We start from the raw sequence: 16129 nt of genomic DNA, 5'->3' as shown, positions 1-16129 counted from the left end.
CAAAGTGTCACCATTTTTAAGATTTGCCGGTCCGCAGGTATCTCCATGTCCGCCAATGTACTATAATCTGTTTAGGATAGCCTGCCCGGTATCCGTAGTCCAAAACCCTTAACGGATGTGACTCTATGAATTCACCCTTTTTCAGCTTTTTGCGGCGGAGCTTCTATATTAAGATGATTGTCGTCATGTTCGCCATCTCGGTGGTTCCGCTGATTGTGCTGTCCTTCATTTCTGTAAGCGTATCCAGCACGACGGTGGAGCAGCAGGTGAACCGCCTGAATGCCCAGCTCGTCAATCAGGTCGTGGACCGGATTGAATTAACCATGACCCGGCTGCGGGAGCTCAGCGAGCAATATTCGCGGATCTCGTCCATTCAGAGCGCGCTGGTATCGCCTTCGGCCCAATATTTTGAAGAGGTGGTCCGCAAAAAGGATCTGATCTCCGTGCTCAGCGGCGCCTCCGCCATCATCGGGAATGTGGAGGGCCTACAGGTCTATTCCGCCGTTACAGGAGAGGTCCTCTCCTCCACGGAAGCCCCGGCCATGCTGGAGGAGTCCCCATACCGGCCGCTGATTGAAGCGTATCTGGCTTCGGGACGGCCGAATCTTTTTCTGGACAAGCATTCGCTGCCTGAGCTGGCTATTCTGAATTCGTCTACCTATTATATCTCACGCGTTCCCTTCGACTTATATAAGGACCTGAAGGGCGTGCTGCTGATCTCCATGAATAATAGCCAATACCAGCAGCAGATTGAGAATATTCAGCTTGGGAGCGAGGGCTCTATCTCCCTGCTGACGGAAGACGGCCTGACCATTGCCACGACCAGCAAGCTGGAGAAGCAGGCGGATAAGCAGCGGGTTCAGGAGATTCTGAGGCGCTGGAAGGAGCTGAAGCGCCCGGATCAGTTCGCGGCAGGCTCCTCTATTGTCTCTGTCAAGCAGACCTCCACCTACGACAAGTGGATCGTGCTCTCGGAGATTCCGTCCAAGGAGCTGACGGCCAGCGCCGAGATTATCCGCCGGACGGTCACTTATTTTCTGCTCATTCTGGTCTGTCTGGGGGCGCTCTGTGTGGTCGGCTTCGGGTATCAGCTCTACCGGCCTCTACAGGCTGTGAAGCGGCAGGTCGATGCTCTGAAAAAAGGGAATTTCGATGCCAGGGTCACCCATTTCGCCAATAATGAAATCGGGGATCTGGGCCGGATGCTCAATACCATGGCTGTCCGCATACAGGATCTGCTGGCAGACCTGCATGATTCGGAGGATCTGAAGCGCAAGCTGGAGATCCGGGCGCTGCAGTCGCAGATCAACCCCCATTTCATGTACAATACCCTCAATACGATCCGTATGTTCGCCATGATGAAGGATTATGAGAAGATCAACTCCCTGATGGGAAGGCTGGTGGCCTTGCTGCGGTATTCCATGGAGAATTTCGAGCAGACGGTACAGCTCCAGCAGGAGCTTGATTATCTGGCGGATTATGTCGGGCTGCTAAATATGCGCTACAAATGCCAGATCCATCTGGAGGCTGAGATTGAGGAGCCGCTGCGGGGCATGATGATTCCGAAGCTGGGTCTGCAGCCGCTGATTGAGAACTCCGTGTTCCACGGCATTCTCCCGCGTAAGGCACCGGAAGGGCATATCCGTGTGCGCGTATACAGAAGTCCCGGCGGGAGCCATATTATTGTACAAGTCGAGGACGACGGGAACGGTCTGGAAGAGGCTGAGCTGAGGAAGCTGCAGCTCCATCTCCAGCAGGAAGAGTCTGCCGAGAACATCGGACTGCAGAATGTATGGATGCGTATGAAGCTGCTGTTCGGGGCGGAGACACAGATCCTGCTCACCAGCGCTCCGGGCGAAGGCTTGACCATCCGCATGCTGCTGCCGTCCGGGAACGTTCTGATTAAGGAGGAACATCATGAATCACTATAGAGTTGTCCTTGTGGAGGACGAGATTCCGGCAAGAACGGTTTTCCGGCATTTCATTGAGGAGCGTGCAGATCTGTTCACCCTTGTCGGCGAAGCCGAGGATGGCCGGGACGGGCTGGAGCTGTTCCTGAAGCATAAGCCGGAGCTGATTGTTACCGACATTACAATGCCGGGCATGAACGGGCTGGAGATGCTGCGCGAGATCGAACGGAGCGGGGCACCTGCCCCTCAGATCATTATCCTGACCTGTCATCAGGATTTCCACTATGCCCAGCAGGCCATTCATCTGAAGGCGGCTTCCTACCTGATTAAGGATGACTGCCTCTCCGATCCGGGCCTGTTGACCCGGACGATGGAGGAGCTGGCAGTCCTGGCGGATTCACGCGGCGAGACGAGAGACAATTATCTGCAGTTGGAGCAGCAGGTCCGCCTGAGCGAAGTCGAGATTGAGCAGAGCCTGTTCCTCGACATGCTGCGCAGCCCGGCGGCTGAAGCCAAATGGCTGCGCAGTCTTGCGGACTCGCAGCTCCCGCTTCACGGCCAGGGCTTCATGACCCTGCTTGTGGAGCTGGACCGCAACTCCCTGCGCTTCCCGATCGACCAGCTGGAGGAGCTGAAGCTGTGGCAATTCGCCGGGGTGAACGTGCTGAAGGAGCTGCTCGGCAGCATAGGCCCGCATAAGGTTATCGCCCTCGACAAAGGGCGGTTCCTTGCCCTGTATACCGACAGCTTCAAGACGGAGAGACCCCGCTTCCTGGAGCAGGTGCTGGAATCCCTGGCCGCGAATCTCCGGATGAGCTGCATCGCCCTGCTGTGCAGCTTCGAACAGGGACTGGAGGACCGGCCGGAGGCACTGAAGCGGCTGGCTTCGGCGCCGTATCCGTTCTTTTACCGCTGCAATGAGCTTATCGGCATTAGGGAGTGGGGGCAACTCTCCAGCTTCCAGCGGATTCCTGAGCCGCAGAGCCGCTTCTGGAGCAAGGTGCTGAAGAAAGCGCTGCTGGAGCCGCATCTCAGCACGGCAGCTCTGGAGCAGGAGCGGGTGTCCCTGCACCGTCAGGCGATGGAGCAAGCCTGGGACCCGGAGCAGATCAAGTCCCTATATCTGCGAGTCTTTCTGGATATGAGCCATAACGTTATTGGGGCGGAAGGCGGGGCGGATCTCGAAGCAGAGCTGCGTGTACAAATCGAGCTGTGCCAGACATTCAACGCTGTACATGAGATCACCTGCGATCATTTCCGCAAGCTTCAGCAGCTTCAGGAGGGCGGCCGGAAGATCGATGCCTCCATCACACGTATCATTCAACAGATGCGCGAAGATCTCAGCTATCCCTACAAGCTGGAGGAGCTGGCCGCTTCGATCAATTACAGCGTGCCCTACTTCAGCTCCATGTTCAAGAAGGCCGTCGGCGAGAGCTTTGTCCAATACCTGACCCGCCTGCGGATCGAACAGGCCAAGCTGCTGCTGCTCACCACCGACCACAAAACCTTCGAAATCTCCGAATCCATCGGCTTCGAGAATTACCGGTCCTTCAACCGGATCTTCAAGAAGGAGACCGGCGTCTCCCCCTCGGATTACCGCCGGCAGGGGACACAAAGTATATAAATTCAGAAACAGCAGCATGGCCTACGCGCCGCTCCCGGTCCCATGTGGTCGGTTTTTCGATTACATTGGGCCCACGTGCCTCCGCAACGCATATTATGGTCGGTTTTTCGATTACATTTGGTCCACGCGCCTCCGTCACGCCCAATGTGGTCGGTTTTTCGATTACATTTGGCCCACGCGCCTCCGTCACTCCCAATGTGGTCGGTTTTTCGATTACATTTGGCCCACGTGCCTCCGTCACTCCCAATGTGGTCGGTTTTTCGATTACATTTGGCCCACGTGCCTCCGCAACGCACATTATGGTCGGTTTTTCGATTACATTTGCTCCACGCGCCTCCGTCACTCCCAATATGGTCGGTTTTTCGATTACATTTGGCCCACGCGCCTCCGTCACGCCCAATGTGGTCGGTTTTTCGATTACATTTGGTCCACGTGCCTCCGCAACGCACATTATGGTCGGTTTTTCGATTACATTTGCTCCACGCGCCCGCTCAACGCGGAATGTGGTCGGTTTTTCGATTACATTCGGCCCACTCACCACACACACCAGCCGATTGTATCCGGTTTACCATAAAAAGCCCCCGCCTTCACCGGAAATTCCGGTGAGGACGGGGGTTACCCTTGTTAAGCTAAGCCGTCAGGTACGGCGGTTCACGAACATCAGCATAAGTGCGGAGATGACAATGATCGAGCCGACCCACATCCAGGCCAGCGTCATATTGCCGCCATCCACCGCTACATAGATCGCGGTAGGCACGGTCTGGGTACGTCCCGGAATATTGCCCGCCACCATAATCGTTGCCCCGAACTCGCCCAGCCCGCGGGCGAAGCCGAGGACATAACCAGCGGCCAGCGAACGCCCCGCCAGCGGCAGGGTCACATAGCGCAGCACCTGAAGCTCGCTGGCTCCCTGCGCCCTCGCTGCATCCTCAAGCTCCTTCTCTACCCCTTCGAAGCCTGCCTTGACCGTGCGGTATACCAGCGGAAAAGCAACCACAACAGCGGCAATGACTGCCGCCCCCCAGGTGAACAGAATCGTTTGCTCCGTGAACTGTTCATACAGTCTGCCGATCCAGCTCCGCCGGCCGAGGATCACCAGCAGGACGAAGCCGACCACGGTTGGCGGCAGCACCAGCGGCAACAGCAGGACCGTTTCGACCAGGCTGTGTCCGAAGAACCGGCGTCCCGCCATCTTCCGGGCAGCCAGTGTGGCCAGCAGGAACACGATCATACTGGTTAATACCGCAATCTTGATGGACAGCCAGACCGGGGCGAAAAAGTCGGTCCAATTGATCTCCATCTCTCTTTCACCCCATCGATTTTATCGTTATTTATTGAGCCAATTGAAAGCCGTAGCCGGTGAAGACCGAGCTGGCAGCAGTTGTCTGTACATAGCTATAGAACGCTTCGGCCTCCGCCTGATGCTTCGAATCCTTAACAATGCCCACCGGATAGTTAATCGCCTTGTGTACATGGCCGCCCACCGTCAGGGCGATCTTCACCTTCTTCGAGGTTAACGCGTCCGTCTTGTAGACAAACCCGGCATCTGCATTGCCTGTCTCCACATAAAACAGCACCTGGCGGACATCCTTAGCGAAGACCAGCTTGCTTTGCAGCGTATCCCATACCTTCTTCGCGGTCAAGGACTGCTGAGCGTATTGTCCGGCTGGTACCGATTCCGGCTGGCCTACGGCTACCTTTTTGAAGGCTGGAGCGGTAAGGTCATTAATGGTTGTAAGCTTCGTGTTCGAATCGGAAGGCACAACGGCGACCAATTGATTCTTCAGCAGCGCCTTGTGGTTTGCAATCAGCCCTTTATCCACCAGCGCGTTCATCTGCTTATCGCCTGCCGAGAAGAACAAGTCGGCCGGTGCTCCCTGCTCAATCTGCTTCTGTAGCGTACCTGAGGCGCCATAATTGAACACCAGCTTAATCTCAGGATGCTGCTTCTCATATTGCACAGCAATCTTGTCCAGACTATCCTGCAGACTCGCTGCTGCGGAGACAATAATCTCCGTCTTCTTCACTACCGCCTCAACATCTCCTGCTGAACCCGCCGACACGCCCGCCACCATAAGCAGCACCAACAATCCCGCTAACCACTTCTTCAGCACACTCCATACCTCCCAATCCCTATTCTTTATTTTGATCATATTCTAGCAAGTTAAATCGAATTATACAATGCATTTGATTATGTTTGTATATGTTTAGTTATAATTAGTATCAAAACACCCCCACAAAGTGCAGCTTTAGCTTCGATGATGACTCAGGTACTTTGCGGGGACCCCAAAACATATAAATCCTAACAAAATAGGGACTCCCCTAATCCATACAACAAAAAAACCCCCGCCCTATGTATAGGGAAGAGGCCTGTTCTAAGGCTATTCGCAATAATCTTCTCGCTATATAAATTGAACTAATGTTTTTATGTTTTGGAATTAGCCGTGACTCCAGAGAAGTTTTGGACTTCCGGCCGCTGTTGTCTACAGATTTCATGATTTTATACCTTTTTTAACGGTTGAAATCCGTAGACAAAGGCGGTCGCTACCGCTCCTCCAGTTCCAAAATTCCCCTCCGCCACTTTTCCTTTAACTTAACTTTTTTAGTTCAATCTATATAGTTCCAGTTATTCGACCTTGAAAGCAACCTTGAAGCTTCCCTTGGCATCTTCCCCCTTGATTTCAATCCGGTATTTCCCGTCCTTCCCGGCTTCCACCTTCTCGGTACCTGATTCATTGGTTGCCAGTTCAGTAAGCACCTCATTATCCGGCCCGTATAACTTCATGGACAGCTGGCCCTTTTCCACCTTGGATTTGTAATCGATGCTGATCGTTTCGCCGCTTTTCATGCTCAGCTTCTTCTCCTCTGTGCCCGTAAAAAGCTTGTAGGAGCCGCTTATTTTGCTCTTCGTGCTGGACCCGACGTACATTATTTTCTTGTCACAGGAAGTCAGCAGCACCGACGCCATGACGATCAAAATACCCAGTTTCATCCATTTATTCTTCATATCCCTAACACTCCCCGGTTTAGATTAGATGGCCGCAGTGCGGACAACGGATACCCTCATTGCCTGCATTAGATGCTATGTGAATGTGATGCTGTTTCCTTGCCAGGAGATACAGGATCAGACCGATGAAATTAGGGATATAGATGACCGCAGTCACCCACAGCCAGGCATTCATCCGCCGCCGCGAGGCATCTTTATAAATGAATACCGCGATTAGCACATTCAGCCCCAGGAACAGCAGGGCCAACAGGCTTATCACGATGAGCCAGGTCAGATTCTCCTCCATAAACTCGCCCATATAGGGGCTTATAGCGTACCCCAGCGCAATACAGCTTACCAGGATGGTTGCTGTAAGCGCCCAAAAAACAAATTTCTCAACGGTTAAGTGAACTTTCATAAGACCCTCTCCCGCCTCCCATAGTACTGTACAACAGCAATGTTCCGGCGACCATTGGAGACAGGATGAACAGCAGCCCCATGCTGATCTTCCATTGCATGGCAGCCGGACCGGCCAGGAAATACAATCCCAGCACCAGTAATACCAGCCATTGCAGGACCATTAAAATGGATAGTACACCCATGGTCCTGCGCCCTTGTATCCGCCGAATCGTATTAGAGACAAGCTCTGGTGATGGCGTGAGCGGCAGATTGAAATATTCCGTCAGCAGCCGGTCTTCGTCTCCGGACTCCTTCATTTAGTTCATCTCCTTCATTAGCTTGTGCAGCAGCTTCTTACCATGATTCAATCGGGATTTGACAGTTCCGAGGGGAACTCCCAGCACCTCCGCTATGCCCTCATAGCTGAACTCCTCATAGTAATACAGTATGAGAGGGGCAAGGTAACGTTTGGGCAGACTCCGGAGGCATTCCTCCAGGTGCCGGTGCTCCTCATGCCGCAGCAGATCCTCTTCTGCCAGTGGAGCCGGGTCTCTAATATGTATAAGCTCCGCATCCGAGGACAACCAGGTCCAAAGGGCATACACGCTTTTCCACTTCCGGTAGCGGTCACGGTACATGTTGAAGGCCACCTGGAACAGCCAAGGCTTAAAGGGACGCTCTGCATCATACTTCTCTAGCTTGCGGAGCACACGTACCCATACCTCCTGAAACAAATCCTCCGCATCCTGCCGGTTCAAGGTAAGATGGCGGCAGAACCGGTATAAATCATCCCTATACCTGACAATGAGAAACTCAAGATGCTCTTGTTGACCGGACTTGCATCCTTCAACGAGCTGTTTGTCGGTCATCATCTGTTCTCCGCCCACCCTTTCAACCTACATTACGAAGCGTTCCGGATATTGTTCGAAAATTCACAAAGTTATTTTTGGGAAAAGTAGGGCTTCGGTTCACAGAACTCTGAGAAACGAATCTCCCATTCGGGAACCACGTTGGGCTAATTCTGAACTAAGGTTTAGCAGTGACCCGAGGATAGGAGGGGAACTGGCTTAATTGCAATTCGTACAACTAAAATGCCCGATTCCTAACCCTTCTCACGTTTAGTTGTATTTCGTACATTTAAAAGGCAGCCTTCTCCCGTTTATCAGCTAATTGGGCAGATTTAGTTGTACAGAATACAGTTAGAAGATGAAACTATGCCTTTTGGCTGCTTTTAAGTGTACATTCTGCAACTAACACAGGAAACCACCTTCTGTTAAAAGAAAGAGCTGCCCCAAGCAGCCATTAATATGGCTTGGGACAGCCCTTCCTAATACCTTCTATTCAGATTCAATTCTTCATCCGCGGGTCCAGCACATCCCGCAGGCCGTCGCCCATCAGGTTGAAGCCGAGGACCGTCAGCATGATGGACAAGCCCGGGAACACCACGGTCCAGGGGGCCTTCTGGATAAACTGGCGGGAATCGGAGAGCATCTTGCCCCATTCCGGGTCCGGCGGCTGAGCGCCCAGTCCAAGGAAGCCCAGGGCAGCGGCTTCAATGATGGCTGTCGCGACGCCAAGAGTGCCTTGAACAATGATCGGCGTCAGGCTGTTCGGCAGGATGTGGCTGAACAGAATCCGCCCGTTCTTCATCCCGATGGCCCTGGCCGCCGTAATGTACTCCTCGGACTTCAGGCTGAGCACCTTGGCCCGGACCAGCCGGCCGTAGGTCGGAATGTTGACGATGGCAATCGCGTAGAGCGCATTCTGCAAGGAAGGTCCCAGAATAGCTACAATAGCGATGGCCAGCAGAATACTCGGGAAAGCCAGCAAAATGTCAAACAGACGGGAAATGATCATATCCATCCATTTGCCGTAGTATCCGGCGAGGATGCCCAGCGCAGTGCCGACAATGATCGAGCCGATTACGGAAAAGAATCCCACCCAGAGTGAAATCCGCGCCCCATAGATTACCCGGGTGAACAGATCCCGCCCCAGATCATCCGTACCGAACCAATGCTCTGCCGACGGCGGCTTCAGGCGGTTCACCAACTGCTGGGCCTTGAAATCATACGGGGCGATCCACGGCGCGAGCAGCGCAATCAGTACAAAGAACAGGATAATGCCAAGCCCGGCCATGGCCGTCTTGTTCTTGCGGAAGGCCTTCCATGCATCGCGCCAGGGGCCGGAGGCTTGATCCGCCGGAGCCTTAGGAGGTGGAGCCTTAGGAGGTGGAGCCTGTAGTGCTGCCTGTCCCATTAGCTGCTCCCCCTCATTTGTAATTGATGCGCGGATCGATAGCGGCATACAGCAGATCCACCAGCAGATTGATGACCACAAAGATAAAGGCAATAATCAGAATCCCGGTCTGGATCACCGGATAATCCCGCGAGCTGATCGCTTCAAAAATATAACGCCCTACCCCGGGCCAGGCGAAAATCGTCTCGGTCAGCACCGCCCCTCCGAGCAGCGCCCCCGTCTGCAGACCGATTACCGTCAGCACCGGAATCAGTGCATTCTTCAGCGCATGCTTATAGACCACGAGGAACTGCGACATACCCTTGGCCTTGGCTGTACGGATATAATCGGAATTCATCACCTCCAGCATACTGGAGCGGGTCATCCGGGCAATGATCGCCATCGGAATCGTGCCAAGTGCAATACTCGGCAGAATGAGATGCTTAATGACCGTCCACAGCTGGTCCCACCGTCCGGCCAGAATCGTATCCAGCACGTACAGGTTGGTTATCGTCTCCACCGGATTGCGCTGGTCCATCCTGCCGATGGACGGCAGCCAGTGCAGCTTCAGCGCGAAGAGCAGCTGCTCCATCAGCCCCAGCCAGAAGATCGGCATCGATACCCCAATGAGCGCGATGATCATCGCCGTATAATCAAACCAGGAGTTCTGCCTCCAGGCGCTGAGGATACCGGCGTTCACTCCGACGAAGGTTGCGAACAGCATGCTGGCAGCCGTCAGCTCCAGCGTAGCGGCCAGATACGGTACGATTTCCTTGGCAATCGGCGTTTTGGTGCGGATCGAAGTCCCCAGGTCCCCCCGGGCCAAATCACCCATGTAGTTAAAATATTGCTGCAGCCAGGGCTTGTCGAGGCCAAGCTGGTTACGCAGCGCCTGCTTGGATTGCTCGGTCGCCTTCTGGCCGAGAATCGTCTCGGCTGGATCACCCGGAATGGCATGGATAATGGAGAAGACGATCAGGGTCATGCCGATCAGCACGGGGAACAGCACCATCACACGTTTTATGAGGTAAGAGTTCAATTCCGTTCACCTTCCAAAGGTGTATTTATTCAAAATAAATCTCACTGTAATACTCCGTACCTGTCGGTCCGGGAACGAAGCCCTTCAGATTAGCCTTGCCGGCCAGCAGCGGTGTGGTATGAACCAGAGGAATCCATGGCGCATCGGCTTTGATAATCTCCTGAGCCTGCTTGTACAGCTCGGTGCGTTTGCCCTGGTCTGTCTCCTTCTGGGCGCCGGTCAGAAGCGTATGCAATTCTTCGTTCACATAAAAAGCACGGTTATTGCCGGGAATAGCATCCTTGTCCAGCAGGGTGTACAGGAAGTTGTCCGGGTCGCCGTTGTCGCCGGTCCAGCCTAGCATGAAGATATCGTCCTTCTCCCCGGCCTTGGTGTCATCGAGATAAGTCGCCCATTCCGGGGACTCAATAACGGTCTTGACCCCGATCTTCTCCCATTCTGCTTGAATCGCTTCGGCTACCTTCTTGCCGTCAGGCATATAAGGACGGGATACAGGCATCGCGTACAGGGTCACCGGATCAGGCAGTCCGTCAGGATAACCCGCTTCGGCCAGCAACGCTTTGGCTTTGTCCAGATCATACTCATAATCCTTCACACTGTCGTTATAGCCCCACAGGGAAGGCGGCATAGGATTGACCGCAGCCTGGGCCTGGCCGGCGAAGAATGCATCGATAATCTCCTGCTTGTTGACTGCATGGCTGAGCGCCTGCCTTACCTTCACATTGTCGAACGGCTTCTTCTTGAAGTTGAAGCCGAGGTACGCCACATTGAACGGCGGACGCTCAATCTTGGTCAGAGCACTGTTGCTCTCCAGCGTGGACAAGTCATCCGGGCTGAGATCTTCCATCAGATCGATTTCCCCGTTTTGCAGCGCCGTGAAGCGGGCTGAGTTGTCCGGAATCGATCGCACGATGACCTTGTTCAGCTTGGGAAGCCCTTCCTTCCAGTAGGCGGTATTCTTATCCAGTGTGATGGAATCATTGCGCTTCCACTCCTTGAACACGAACGGGCCTGTCCCTACCGGCTCATTCTTGAAATTCTCCTTTTTCTCCTTGACCGCAGCAGGACTGGCAATCCCGAAGGTGGTCATGGCGATATTCTGCAGGAACGGCGCCTGCGGCTGGTTCAGTACAAATTGAACCGTCGACTCGTCCACCGCCTTCACTTCCTTGATCACCCGCGCCCCGTCCGGACCGAACATGGAGTCATAGTAATCGAAAGAATCACCTTCGAATTTGTATTCACTGGCCGGATCACTCCAGCGCTGGAAATTGAACACGACTGCCTCGGCGTTGAAATCGGTTCCGTCATGAAACTTCACGCCAGGATGCAGCTTGAAGGTGTAGCTCAGCCCGTCCGGCGTTACTTCCCAGCTGTCGGCAAGTGAGGCCTGGACTTCAGAGGTACCCGGCTTATACTCGAGCAGCGAATCGAAGACCTGATGCGCAATCTTCAGCGACTCCCCGTCCGTCACAATCGCCGGGTCCAGGGAAGCCGAGTCGCCCCCGCGCCCCAGGATCAGGGTATCCTGCGCTGTCCCGGAGGTCTCAGGTAGGCTTGCCGGAGCACTTGTTGCCGCCGTATTCCCTCCGGTATTTCCCGTGTTGCCTGTGTTGTTCCCTCCGCCGCAGCCGCTGAGCGCGAGCCCCGCGCCAAGCATCAGTACCAATGCGAGATTACCCCATTTGTTCATCTCCAGAAAGCTCCCTTCTTTCATTGAAATATCAAAGTGTTTATATAGAGCCGTGCAGGTAGCACAGCTATAAACCAAGGTTCTTCTGTATATGGCTCTAAGATGCAAGCAAATCAGGCAAGCGGTGTATTGGCTTCTCCATCATAGAGATGACAGGCTGTGAAGTGTCCGGATTCTGTCTCCATCAGCGGAGGCCTGATCACCCGGCACTGCTCCATCACGCGCGGACAACGCGTGTTAAATGCACATCCGACTGGTGCATTCGCCGGACTCGGTACCTCCCCCTGCAGAATGATCCGCTCCTTACGGATATCGGGATCAGGTTCAGGAACCGCAGACAGCAGAGCCTGCGTATAAGGATGCTGCGGCCGGGCATAAAGCTTATGCTTATCCGTAATTTCGACAATCCGCCCCAGGTACATTACCGCTACCCGGTCGCAGATATGCTTCACCACACTGAGATCATGGGCGATAAATATGTAAGTTAAGCCGAATTCCCGCTGCAAATCCTGCATCAGGTTAATAACCTGGGACTGGATCGATACATCCAGCGCAGAGACAGGCTCATCCGCAATAATCAGCTTCGGATGGAGTGCCAGAGCTCTGGCAATGCCGATCCGTTGGCGTTGTCCGCCGGAGAACTGGTGAGGGTAACGCTGCAGATGGGCCCTGGACAATCCGACTACATCCGCCAGCCGCTCCACCTCTGCCTTGCGCTGCCTGGCATCGCAAGTAGCGTGTACAATCATCGGCTCTTCGAGAATACGCTGCACAGTATGACGCGGGTCCAGGGAGGAGAAAGGGTCCTGGAAGACAATCTGCATCTCCCGGCGCTGACGCCGCATATCTTCCGCAGACAGCCTCGTAAGCTCCTGCCCTTCGAACCAGATCTCGCCCGCTGTCGGCTCAATCAGCCGGAGCAGCGCGCGGCCGGTAGTCGATTTGCCGCAGCCGCTCTCCCCTACCAGACCGAAGGTCTCCCCCTTGCTCACAGCAAAGGAGATATCATCCACAGCCTTCACACTGCCGCGTTCCCGGCTGAAGAAGCCCTTGTTCAGCGGATAATACTTCCGGAGTCCCTTGACCTCAAGCAGGCTCTCACTCATACCGCATCCTCCTGTTCCCTGTCATGCAGCCAGCATCTGCAGCTGTGCTGCTCCTCTTGCCGTGTCAGCGCCGGAAGGCTCTGCATGCACAGCTCCATGACCTCCGGGCAGCGCGGTGCGAACCGGCAGCCCTGCATCTCTGTGCTGAGAATCGGCACATTGCCCGGAATGGAGTAGAGACGTTCCTTAGCTTCATCCATCCGGGGGACGGAGGCAATCAGTCCTCTCGTATACGGATGCAGCGGATTTTTGAAAATATCATGCACACTGCCTTCCTCCACCACCTTGCCGGCATACATCACAGCCACACGGTGGCACATCTCGGCTACTACGCCAAGATCATGGGTAATCAGCATAACGGCAGTGCCCTGCTCCTCATTCAGCTGGCGGATCAGCTCCAGAATCTGAGCCTGAATGGTTACATCAAGCGCGGTTGTCGGCTCATCGGCAATCAGCAGCTCCGGGCTGCAGGAGATCGACATGGCAATCATGACACGCTGGCGCATGCCTCCTGATAGCTGATGCGGGTACTCGTCGATGATCGCTTCCGGCCGGGGAATTCCAACCTTGCGCAGCATACCGACAGCATGCTCCCGGGCTTCCTTCCTGGAGAGACCACGGTGCAGGCGTACCGTCTCCATAATCTGCTGTCCAACCGTGAATAAGGGATTCAGCGAGGTCATCGGCTCCTGAAAGATCATCGAGACCGAATCCCCCCGGATCTTGCGCATATCCTTCTCCTTCAGCGGAACAATATCGCGGCCCTTCAGCAGGATGCGTCCGTCAACAATTCTCCCTGGGGGGCTTGGGACCAGCTTCAGGATAGACAGGGAGGTGACACTTTTACCGCAGCCGGATTCTCCTACGACACCCAGAACTTCGCCCGGATTAATGTAGAGATCGACACCATCCACTGCCGGAACCTCACCGCGGTCCGTTAAAAAGTGGGTATGCAGGTTTTCAATGCTCAGAATCGGCTGGATCAAGTCTCTCCCTCTTTTCTGTTAAAAATTGAACGAAGGTCAAATGCCTGCTCAGGAAAACTATTTAAAAAGTTAGATATATTAACCAATACCTAACATAATAAGTAATCTAATTAACTTTAAATACATATTACTGTTATTTAATGTATAACTTTACTATGGATGTCCTATCTAGGCAAGGAAAATTTGTACATATAACTAACCCTATGAATTTTATATGAATATATCAGAGCATAAAAGTGTGAGGAAAATATACCTGCAGTTATTTGTACAGCGACAGCCACTTCTCCAGTTGTTGCTTCAGCACATCCCGGTAATATAGCGGCTCCATAATCTCAGCCTCTTCCTTGTATTTCATAATCCAATGAACGAAGCCGATATCCTGCTCCACAGCGACCTTGAAATGCAGGCTGCGGTTCTGGCGGTCCACCCTGCTCGGCTTCACAAACATCTCCTCCTGCTTCAGCCGTTCCATCATCCGCTGCGAGAATTTGACTCTGAATTCAACCTGCAGGCTGTCTTGTTCCAGGGACCACTTTTGCTCCATGAAGGACTGCAGATCGAACTGGTCTTTGGAGAACCACCTGTCCAGCGGATTGACACTGGAGAAACCGTTAATATGAAAGGTGCGGATGATCCCGAAGCGGTGACAGAAACCAATCAGGTGAAAACGATTCTCTAGCGGGACCAGGCAATAGGGATCAATCCGGATACCTTTTTCTTCGTAGGCATTCTCACTATAGTCAGCCTGTATGCTTCTCTGCTTCATTACGGCATCCAGAATGTCGGTCAGAAAGAGGGGCTGGTCTCCCTGAGATCTGCTATTTTCCGTCCAGTTTGGTCCGGCTTCCTTTTTCGTACGCTCCATTGTTTCTTCCCTTTCTGCCTTTTGCTTATAATCTGCCGCCATCACTTTCTCGTATGCGTCTTCAAAGCCCGGGGGCAGCAAAGGTTTGATCTCCGCCATAATACTGCGCAACTGAGAAAAAGCCTCTTCTTCCTCTTCTGACCAATCCAAGGGGTACAGCGCGAAATTACCGATAAAAGCATACCCCTTGCCATGTCCCATATGAGTAATGGGGATATGCATGGCACTGAGCGCATCCATATCCCGATAAATCGTTCTCTCGCTGTTGCCGCATCGTTCCGCCAGCTCACGGGCCAGAATTCCCGGTTTGGCTTGAACTAGCGTAATGATGCGCATCAGCCGGATCAATCGGTCTGTCATATTCAGTTCTCCTTGACTTATGGTAAAATAGACCCATTATTTTTAAATAAACTAGTTATATATATCTATAACCAAGGATGTAATAACCGAGATAAGAAAATATAATAGAACTATTTTACTATGTTACCACATTTAGATATTACGCATTTCTTTATCTGCTCCGCCCGGTGTGATTCTATATTTGAGCCCTATGTATGGGTAATTCCTATTCTATCTACGCAGCTTCCCAGCAATTATCTCATTCCTATCCTGCTGAGCGGCAGATGCTCTGCCTCCAGTCTTTTATACAGCGCTTCCGCTTCTCTGAGCAGCTGCATATCCCCGGAGCGGGCAGCCATCAGGAGTAGTTGATCGGCCTGCCTGCGAAGAATATCTGCGGGTACCTCAGGCTTGTTCTTCATCCGGGCCTCCTGGGCTTCCGCGATTAGCGCCTCTGTCTGCAGCAGCGCCAGATGCTTCTCCACATGGAAGCAGGAGCCTGCCCCCAGCAGGCCGGTATGATGGGAATATTCGATTCCCAGCTTCTTGAGCGGCAGCTCGCGGATACGTTCCACCGTAGGCTGCTTGTATTGCCATTGCAGCCAGAGGGCTTCATGTATGCCTGCAGGCATACCCGCCATCATGAATTCCAGGGCGATGTACCTGCGCTGCCCGGAATGGATTTTGCCAAGCTTCAGGAGCAGTGATCTCCCCTCTCCTTCTTCTGCACTACAGCCGTAACATCCTGTTACCTTGACATGACTTTCGAGCCAGACACGCAGCTCAATATCCCGGGCTACCACCTTCCGGCTCTTCTTGCGGGAATCCTCCCCTTGTAGCGCTCCCTTCCACTCCACGAGCAGCACTATTTTCTTGGCACCGCCTGCCAAAATACGCTCCTGGCTCCATGTAAACAACGTCTGAATACTTGCTTGCATATTTCCACC

General features: G+C 53.5%; 16 protein-coding genes. 2 read left to right on the top strand and 14 right to left on the bottom strand.

The annotated features are described in order from the left end of the window. Positions 1-125 precede the first annotated feature (125 nt). Both MKY12_RS03515 and MKY12_RS03510 read left to right on the top strand, forming a co-directional pair. The gene (locus MKY12_RS03515) at positions 126-1931 is read left to right on the top strand and encodes a histidine kinase (RefSeq protein WP_339312951.1); all 1806 of its coding nucleotides are present in this window, start codon (positions 126-128) and stop codon (positions 1929-1931) included. Further along, entirely contained in the window at positions 1918-3534 is a 1617-nt protein-coding gene (locus MKY12_RS03510; protein ID WP_339312950.1) for a helix-turn-helix domain-containing protein, read from the top strand. The genes MKY12_RS03515 and MKY12_RS03510 overlap by 14 nt, the downstream gene beginning before the upstream one ends. On the opposite strand, the gene MKY12_RS03505 is transcribed toward MKY12_RS03510, so the two are convergent. The 14 genes from MKY12_RS03505 to MKY12_RS03440 form a co-directional block, all read right to left on the bottom strand. Continuing rightward, complete coding sequence (locus MKY12_RS03505; RefSeq protein WP_339312949.1) at positions 3473-4072, bottom strand: hypothetical protein; 600 nt, start codon at positions 4070-4072, stop codon at positions 3473-3475. The genes MKY12_RS03510 and MKY12_RS03505 overlap by 62 nt on opposite strands. A gap of 99 nt (positions 4073-4171) precedes the next feature. Further along, a complete protein-coding gene (gene modB, locus MKY12_RS03500; RefSeq protein WP_339312948.1) occupies positions 4172-4834 on the bottom strand; it encodes a molybdate ABC transporter permease subunit in 663 nt (220 codons plus the stop codon). Between the two features lie 31 nt (positions 4835-4865). Beyond that, on the bottom strand, positions 4866-5609 hold the full coding sequence (modA, locus tag MKY12_RS03495) for a molybdate ABC transporter substrate-binding protein (RefSeq protein ID WP_339314762.1): 744 nt from the start codon (positions 5607-5609) through the stop codon (positions 4866-4868). A 551-nt stretch (positions 5610-6160) separates the two neighbouring features. Then, on the bottom strand, positions 6161-6541 hold the full coding sequence (locus MKY12_RS03490) for a hypothetical protein (protein ID WP_339253903.1): 381 nt from the start codon (positions 6539-6541) through the stop codon (positions 6161-6163). A 19-nt stretch (positions 6542-6560) separates the two neighbouring features. Further along, the gene (locus MKY12_RS03485) at positions 6561-6938 is read right to left on the bottom strand and encodes a PLDc N-terminal domain-containing protein (RefSeq protein WP_339253901.1); all 378 of its coding nucleotides are present in this window, start codon (positions 6936-6938) and stop codon (positions 6561-6563) included. Next, a complete protein-coding gene (locus MKY12_RS03480; RefSeq protein ID WP_339312947.1) occupies positions 6916-7236 on the bottom strand; it encodes a hypothetical protein in 321 nt (106 codons plus the stop codon). Before MKY12_RS03480 ends, MKY12_RS03485 begins: the two co-directional genes overlap by 23 nt. After that, entirely contained in the window at positions 7237-7791 is a 555-nt protein-coding gene (locus tag MKY12_RS03475) for an RNA polymerase sigma factor (protein WP_339312946.1), read from the bottom strand. A 475-nt stretch (positions 7792-8266) separates the two neighbouring features. Continuing rightward, positions 8267-9175 (bottom strand): nickel transporter permease, encoded by a 909-nt coding sequence (gene nikC, locus MKY12_RS03470; RefSeq protein WP_339312945.1) that lies wholly within the window; start codon positions 9173-9175, stop codon positions 8267-8269. Positions 9176-9188: 13 nt separating this feature from the next. Next, a complete protein-coding gene (locus MKY12_RS03465) occupies positions 9189-10193 on the bottom strand; it encodes an ABC transporter permease (RefSeq protein WP_339253894.1) in 1005 nt (334 codons plus the stop codon). Between the two features lie 25 nt (positions 10194-10218). Further along, positions 10219-11886: an ABC transporter substrate-binding protein gene (locus MKY12_RS03460; protein WP_339312944.1), complete on the bottom strand. Its 1668-nt coding sequence runs from the start codon at positions 11884-11886 to the stop codon at positions 10219-10221. Between the two features lie 113 nt (positions 11887-11999). Continuing rightward, a complete protein-coding gene (locus MKY12_RS03455) occupies positions 12000-12992 on the bottom strand; it encodes a dipeptide ABC transporter ATP-binding protein (RefSeq protein WP_339312943.1) in 993 nt (330 codons plus the stop codon). Next, a complete protein-coding gene (locus MKY12_RS03450) occupies positions 12989-13978 on the bottom strand; it encodes an ABC transporter ATP-binding protein (protein ID WP_036723125.1) in 990 nt (329 codons plus the stop codon). The genes MKY12_RS03455 and MKY12_RS03450 overlap by 4 nt, the downstream gene beginning before the upstream one ends. 259 nt (positions 13979-14237) lie before the next feature. Next, positions 14238-15203 carry a WYL domain-containing protein gene (locus MKY12_RS03445; RefSeq protein ID WP_036723123.1) on the bottom strand — a complete coding sequence of 322 codons (966 nt, stop codon included), beginning with the start codon at positions 15201-15203 and terminating at the stop codon, positions 14238-14240. Positions 15204-15436: 233 nt separating this feature from the next. Then, entirely contained in the window at positions 15437-16120 is a 684-nt protein-coding gene (locus tag MKY12_RS03440) for a hypothetical protein (protein WP_036723121.1), read from the bottom strand. Positions 16121-16129: the final 9 nt, after the last annotated feature.

Origin of the sequence: Paenibacillus sp. FSL M7-0896, assembly GCF_037975415.1 — a bacterium.
GTDB classification, from domain to species: Bacteria; Bacillota; Bacilli; order Paenibacillales; family Paenibacillaceae; genus Paenibacillus_AQ; species Paenibacillus_AQ silagei.
This window is presented reverse-complemented; position numbering and strand designations above follow the sequence as displayed.

What these genes read in the sequence shown, in the direction of transcription:
- MKY12_RS03515 (WP_339312951.1), top strand. Translation starts at nt 126, where the DNA reads ATGAATTCACCCTTTTTCAGCTTTTTGCGGCGGAGCTTCTATATTAAG.
- MKY12_RS03510 (WP_339312950.1), top strand. Translation starts at nt 1,918, where the DNA reads ATGAATCACTATAGAGTTGTCCTTGTGGAGGACGAGATTCCGGCAAGA.
- modB (WP_339312948.1), bottom strand. Translation starts at nt 4,834, where the DNA reads ATGGAGATCAATTGGACCGACTTTTTCGCCCCGGTCTGGCTGTCCATC.
- modA (WP_339314762.1), bottom strand. Translation starts at nt 5,609, where the DNA reads ATGGTGGCGGGCGTGTCGGCGGGTTCAGCAGGAGATGTTGAGGCGGTA.
- MKY12_RS03490 (WP_339253903.1), bottom strand. Translation starts at nt 6,541, where the DNA reads ATGAAGAATAAATGGATGAAACTGGGTATTTTGATCGTCATGGCGTCG.
- MKY12_RS03485 (WP_339253901.1), bottom strand. Translation starts at nt 6,938, where the DNA reads ATGAAAGTTCACTTAACCGTTGAGAAATTTGTTTTTTGGGCGCTTACA.
- MKY12_RS03480 (WP_339312947.1), bottom strand. Translation starts at nt 7,236, where the DNA reads ATGAAGGAGTCCGGAGACGAAGACCGGCTGCTGACGGAATATTTCAAT.
- MKY12_RS03475 (WP_339312946.1), bottom strand. Translation starts at nt 7,791, where the DNA reads ATGATGACCGACAAACAGCTCGTTGAAGGATGCAAGTCCGGTCAACAA.
- nikC (WP_339312945.1), bottom strand. Translation starts at nt 9,175, where the DNA reads ATGGGACAGGCAGCACTACAGGCTCCACCTCCTAAGGCTCCACCTCCT.
- MKY12_RS03460 (WP_339312944.1), bottom strand. Translation starts at nt 11,886, where the DNA reads ATGAACAAATGGGGTAATCTCGCATTGGTACTGATGCTTGGCGCGGGG.
- MKY12_RS03455 (WP_339312943.1), bottom strand. Translation starts at nt 12,992, where the DNA reads ATGAGTGAGAGCCTGCTTGAGGTCAAGGGACTCCGGAAGTATTATCCG.
- MKY12_RS03445 (WP_036723123.1), bottom strand. Translation starts at nt 15,203, where the DNA reads ATGACAGACCGATTGATCCGGCTGATGCGCATCATTACGCTAGTTCAA.
- MKY12_RS03440 (WP_036723121.1), bottom strand. Translation starts at nt 16,120, where the DNA reads ATGCAAGCAAGTATTCAGACGTTGTTTACATGGAGCCAGGAGCGTATT.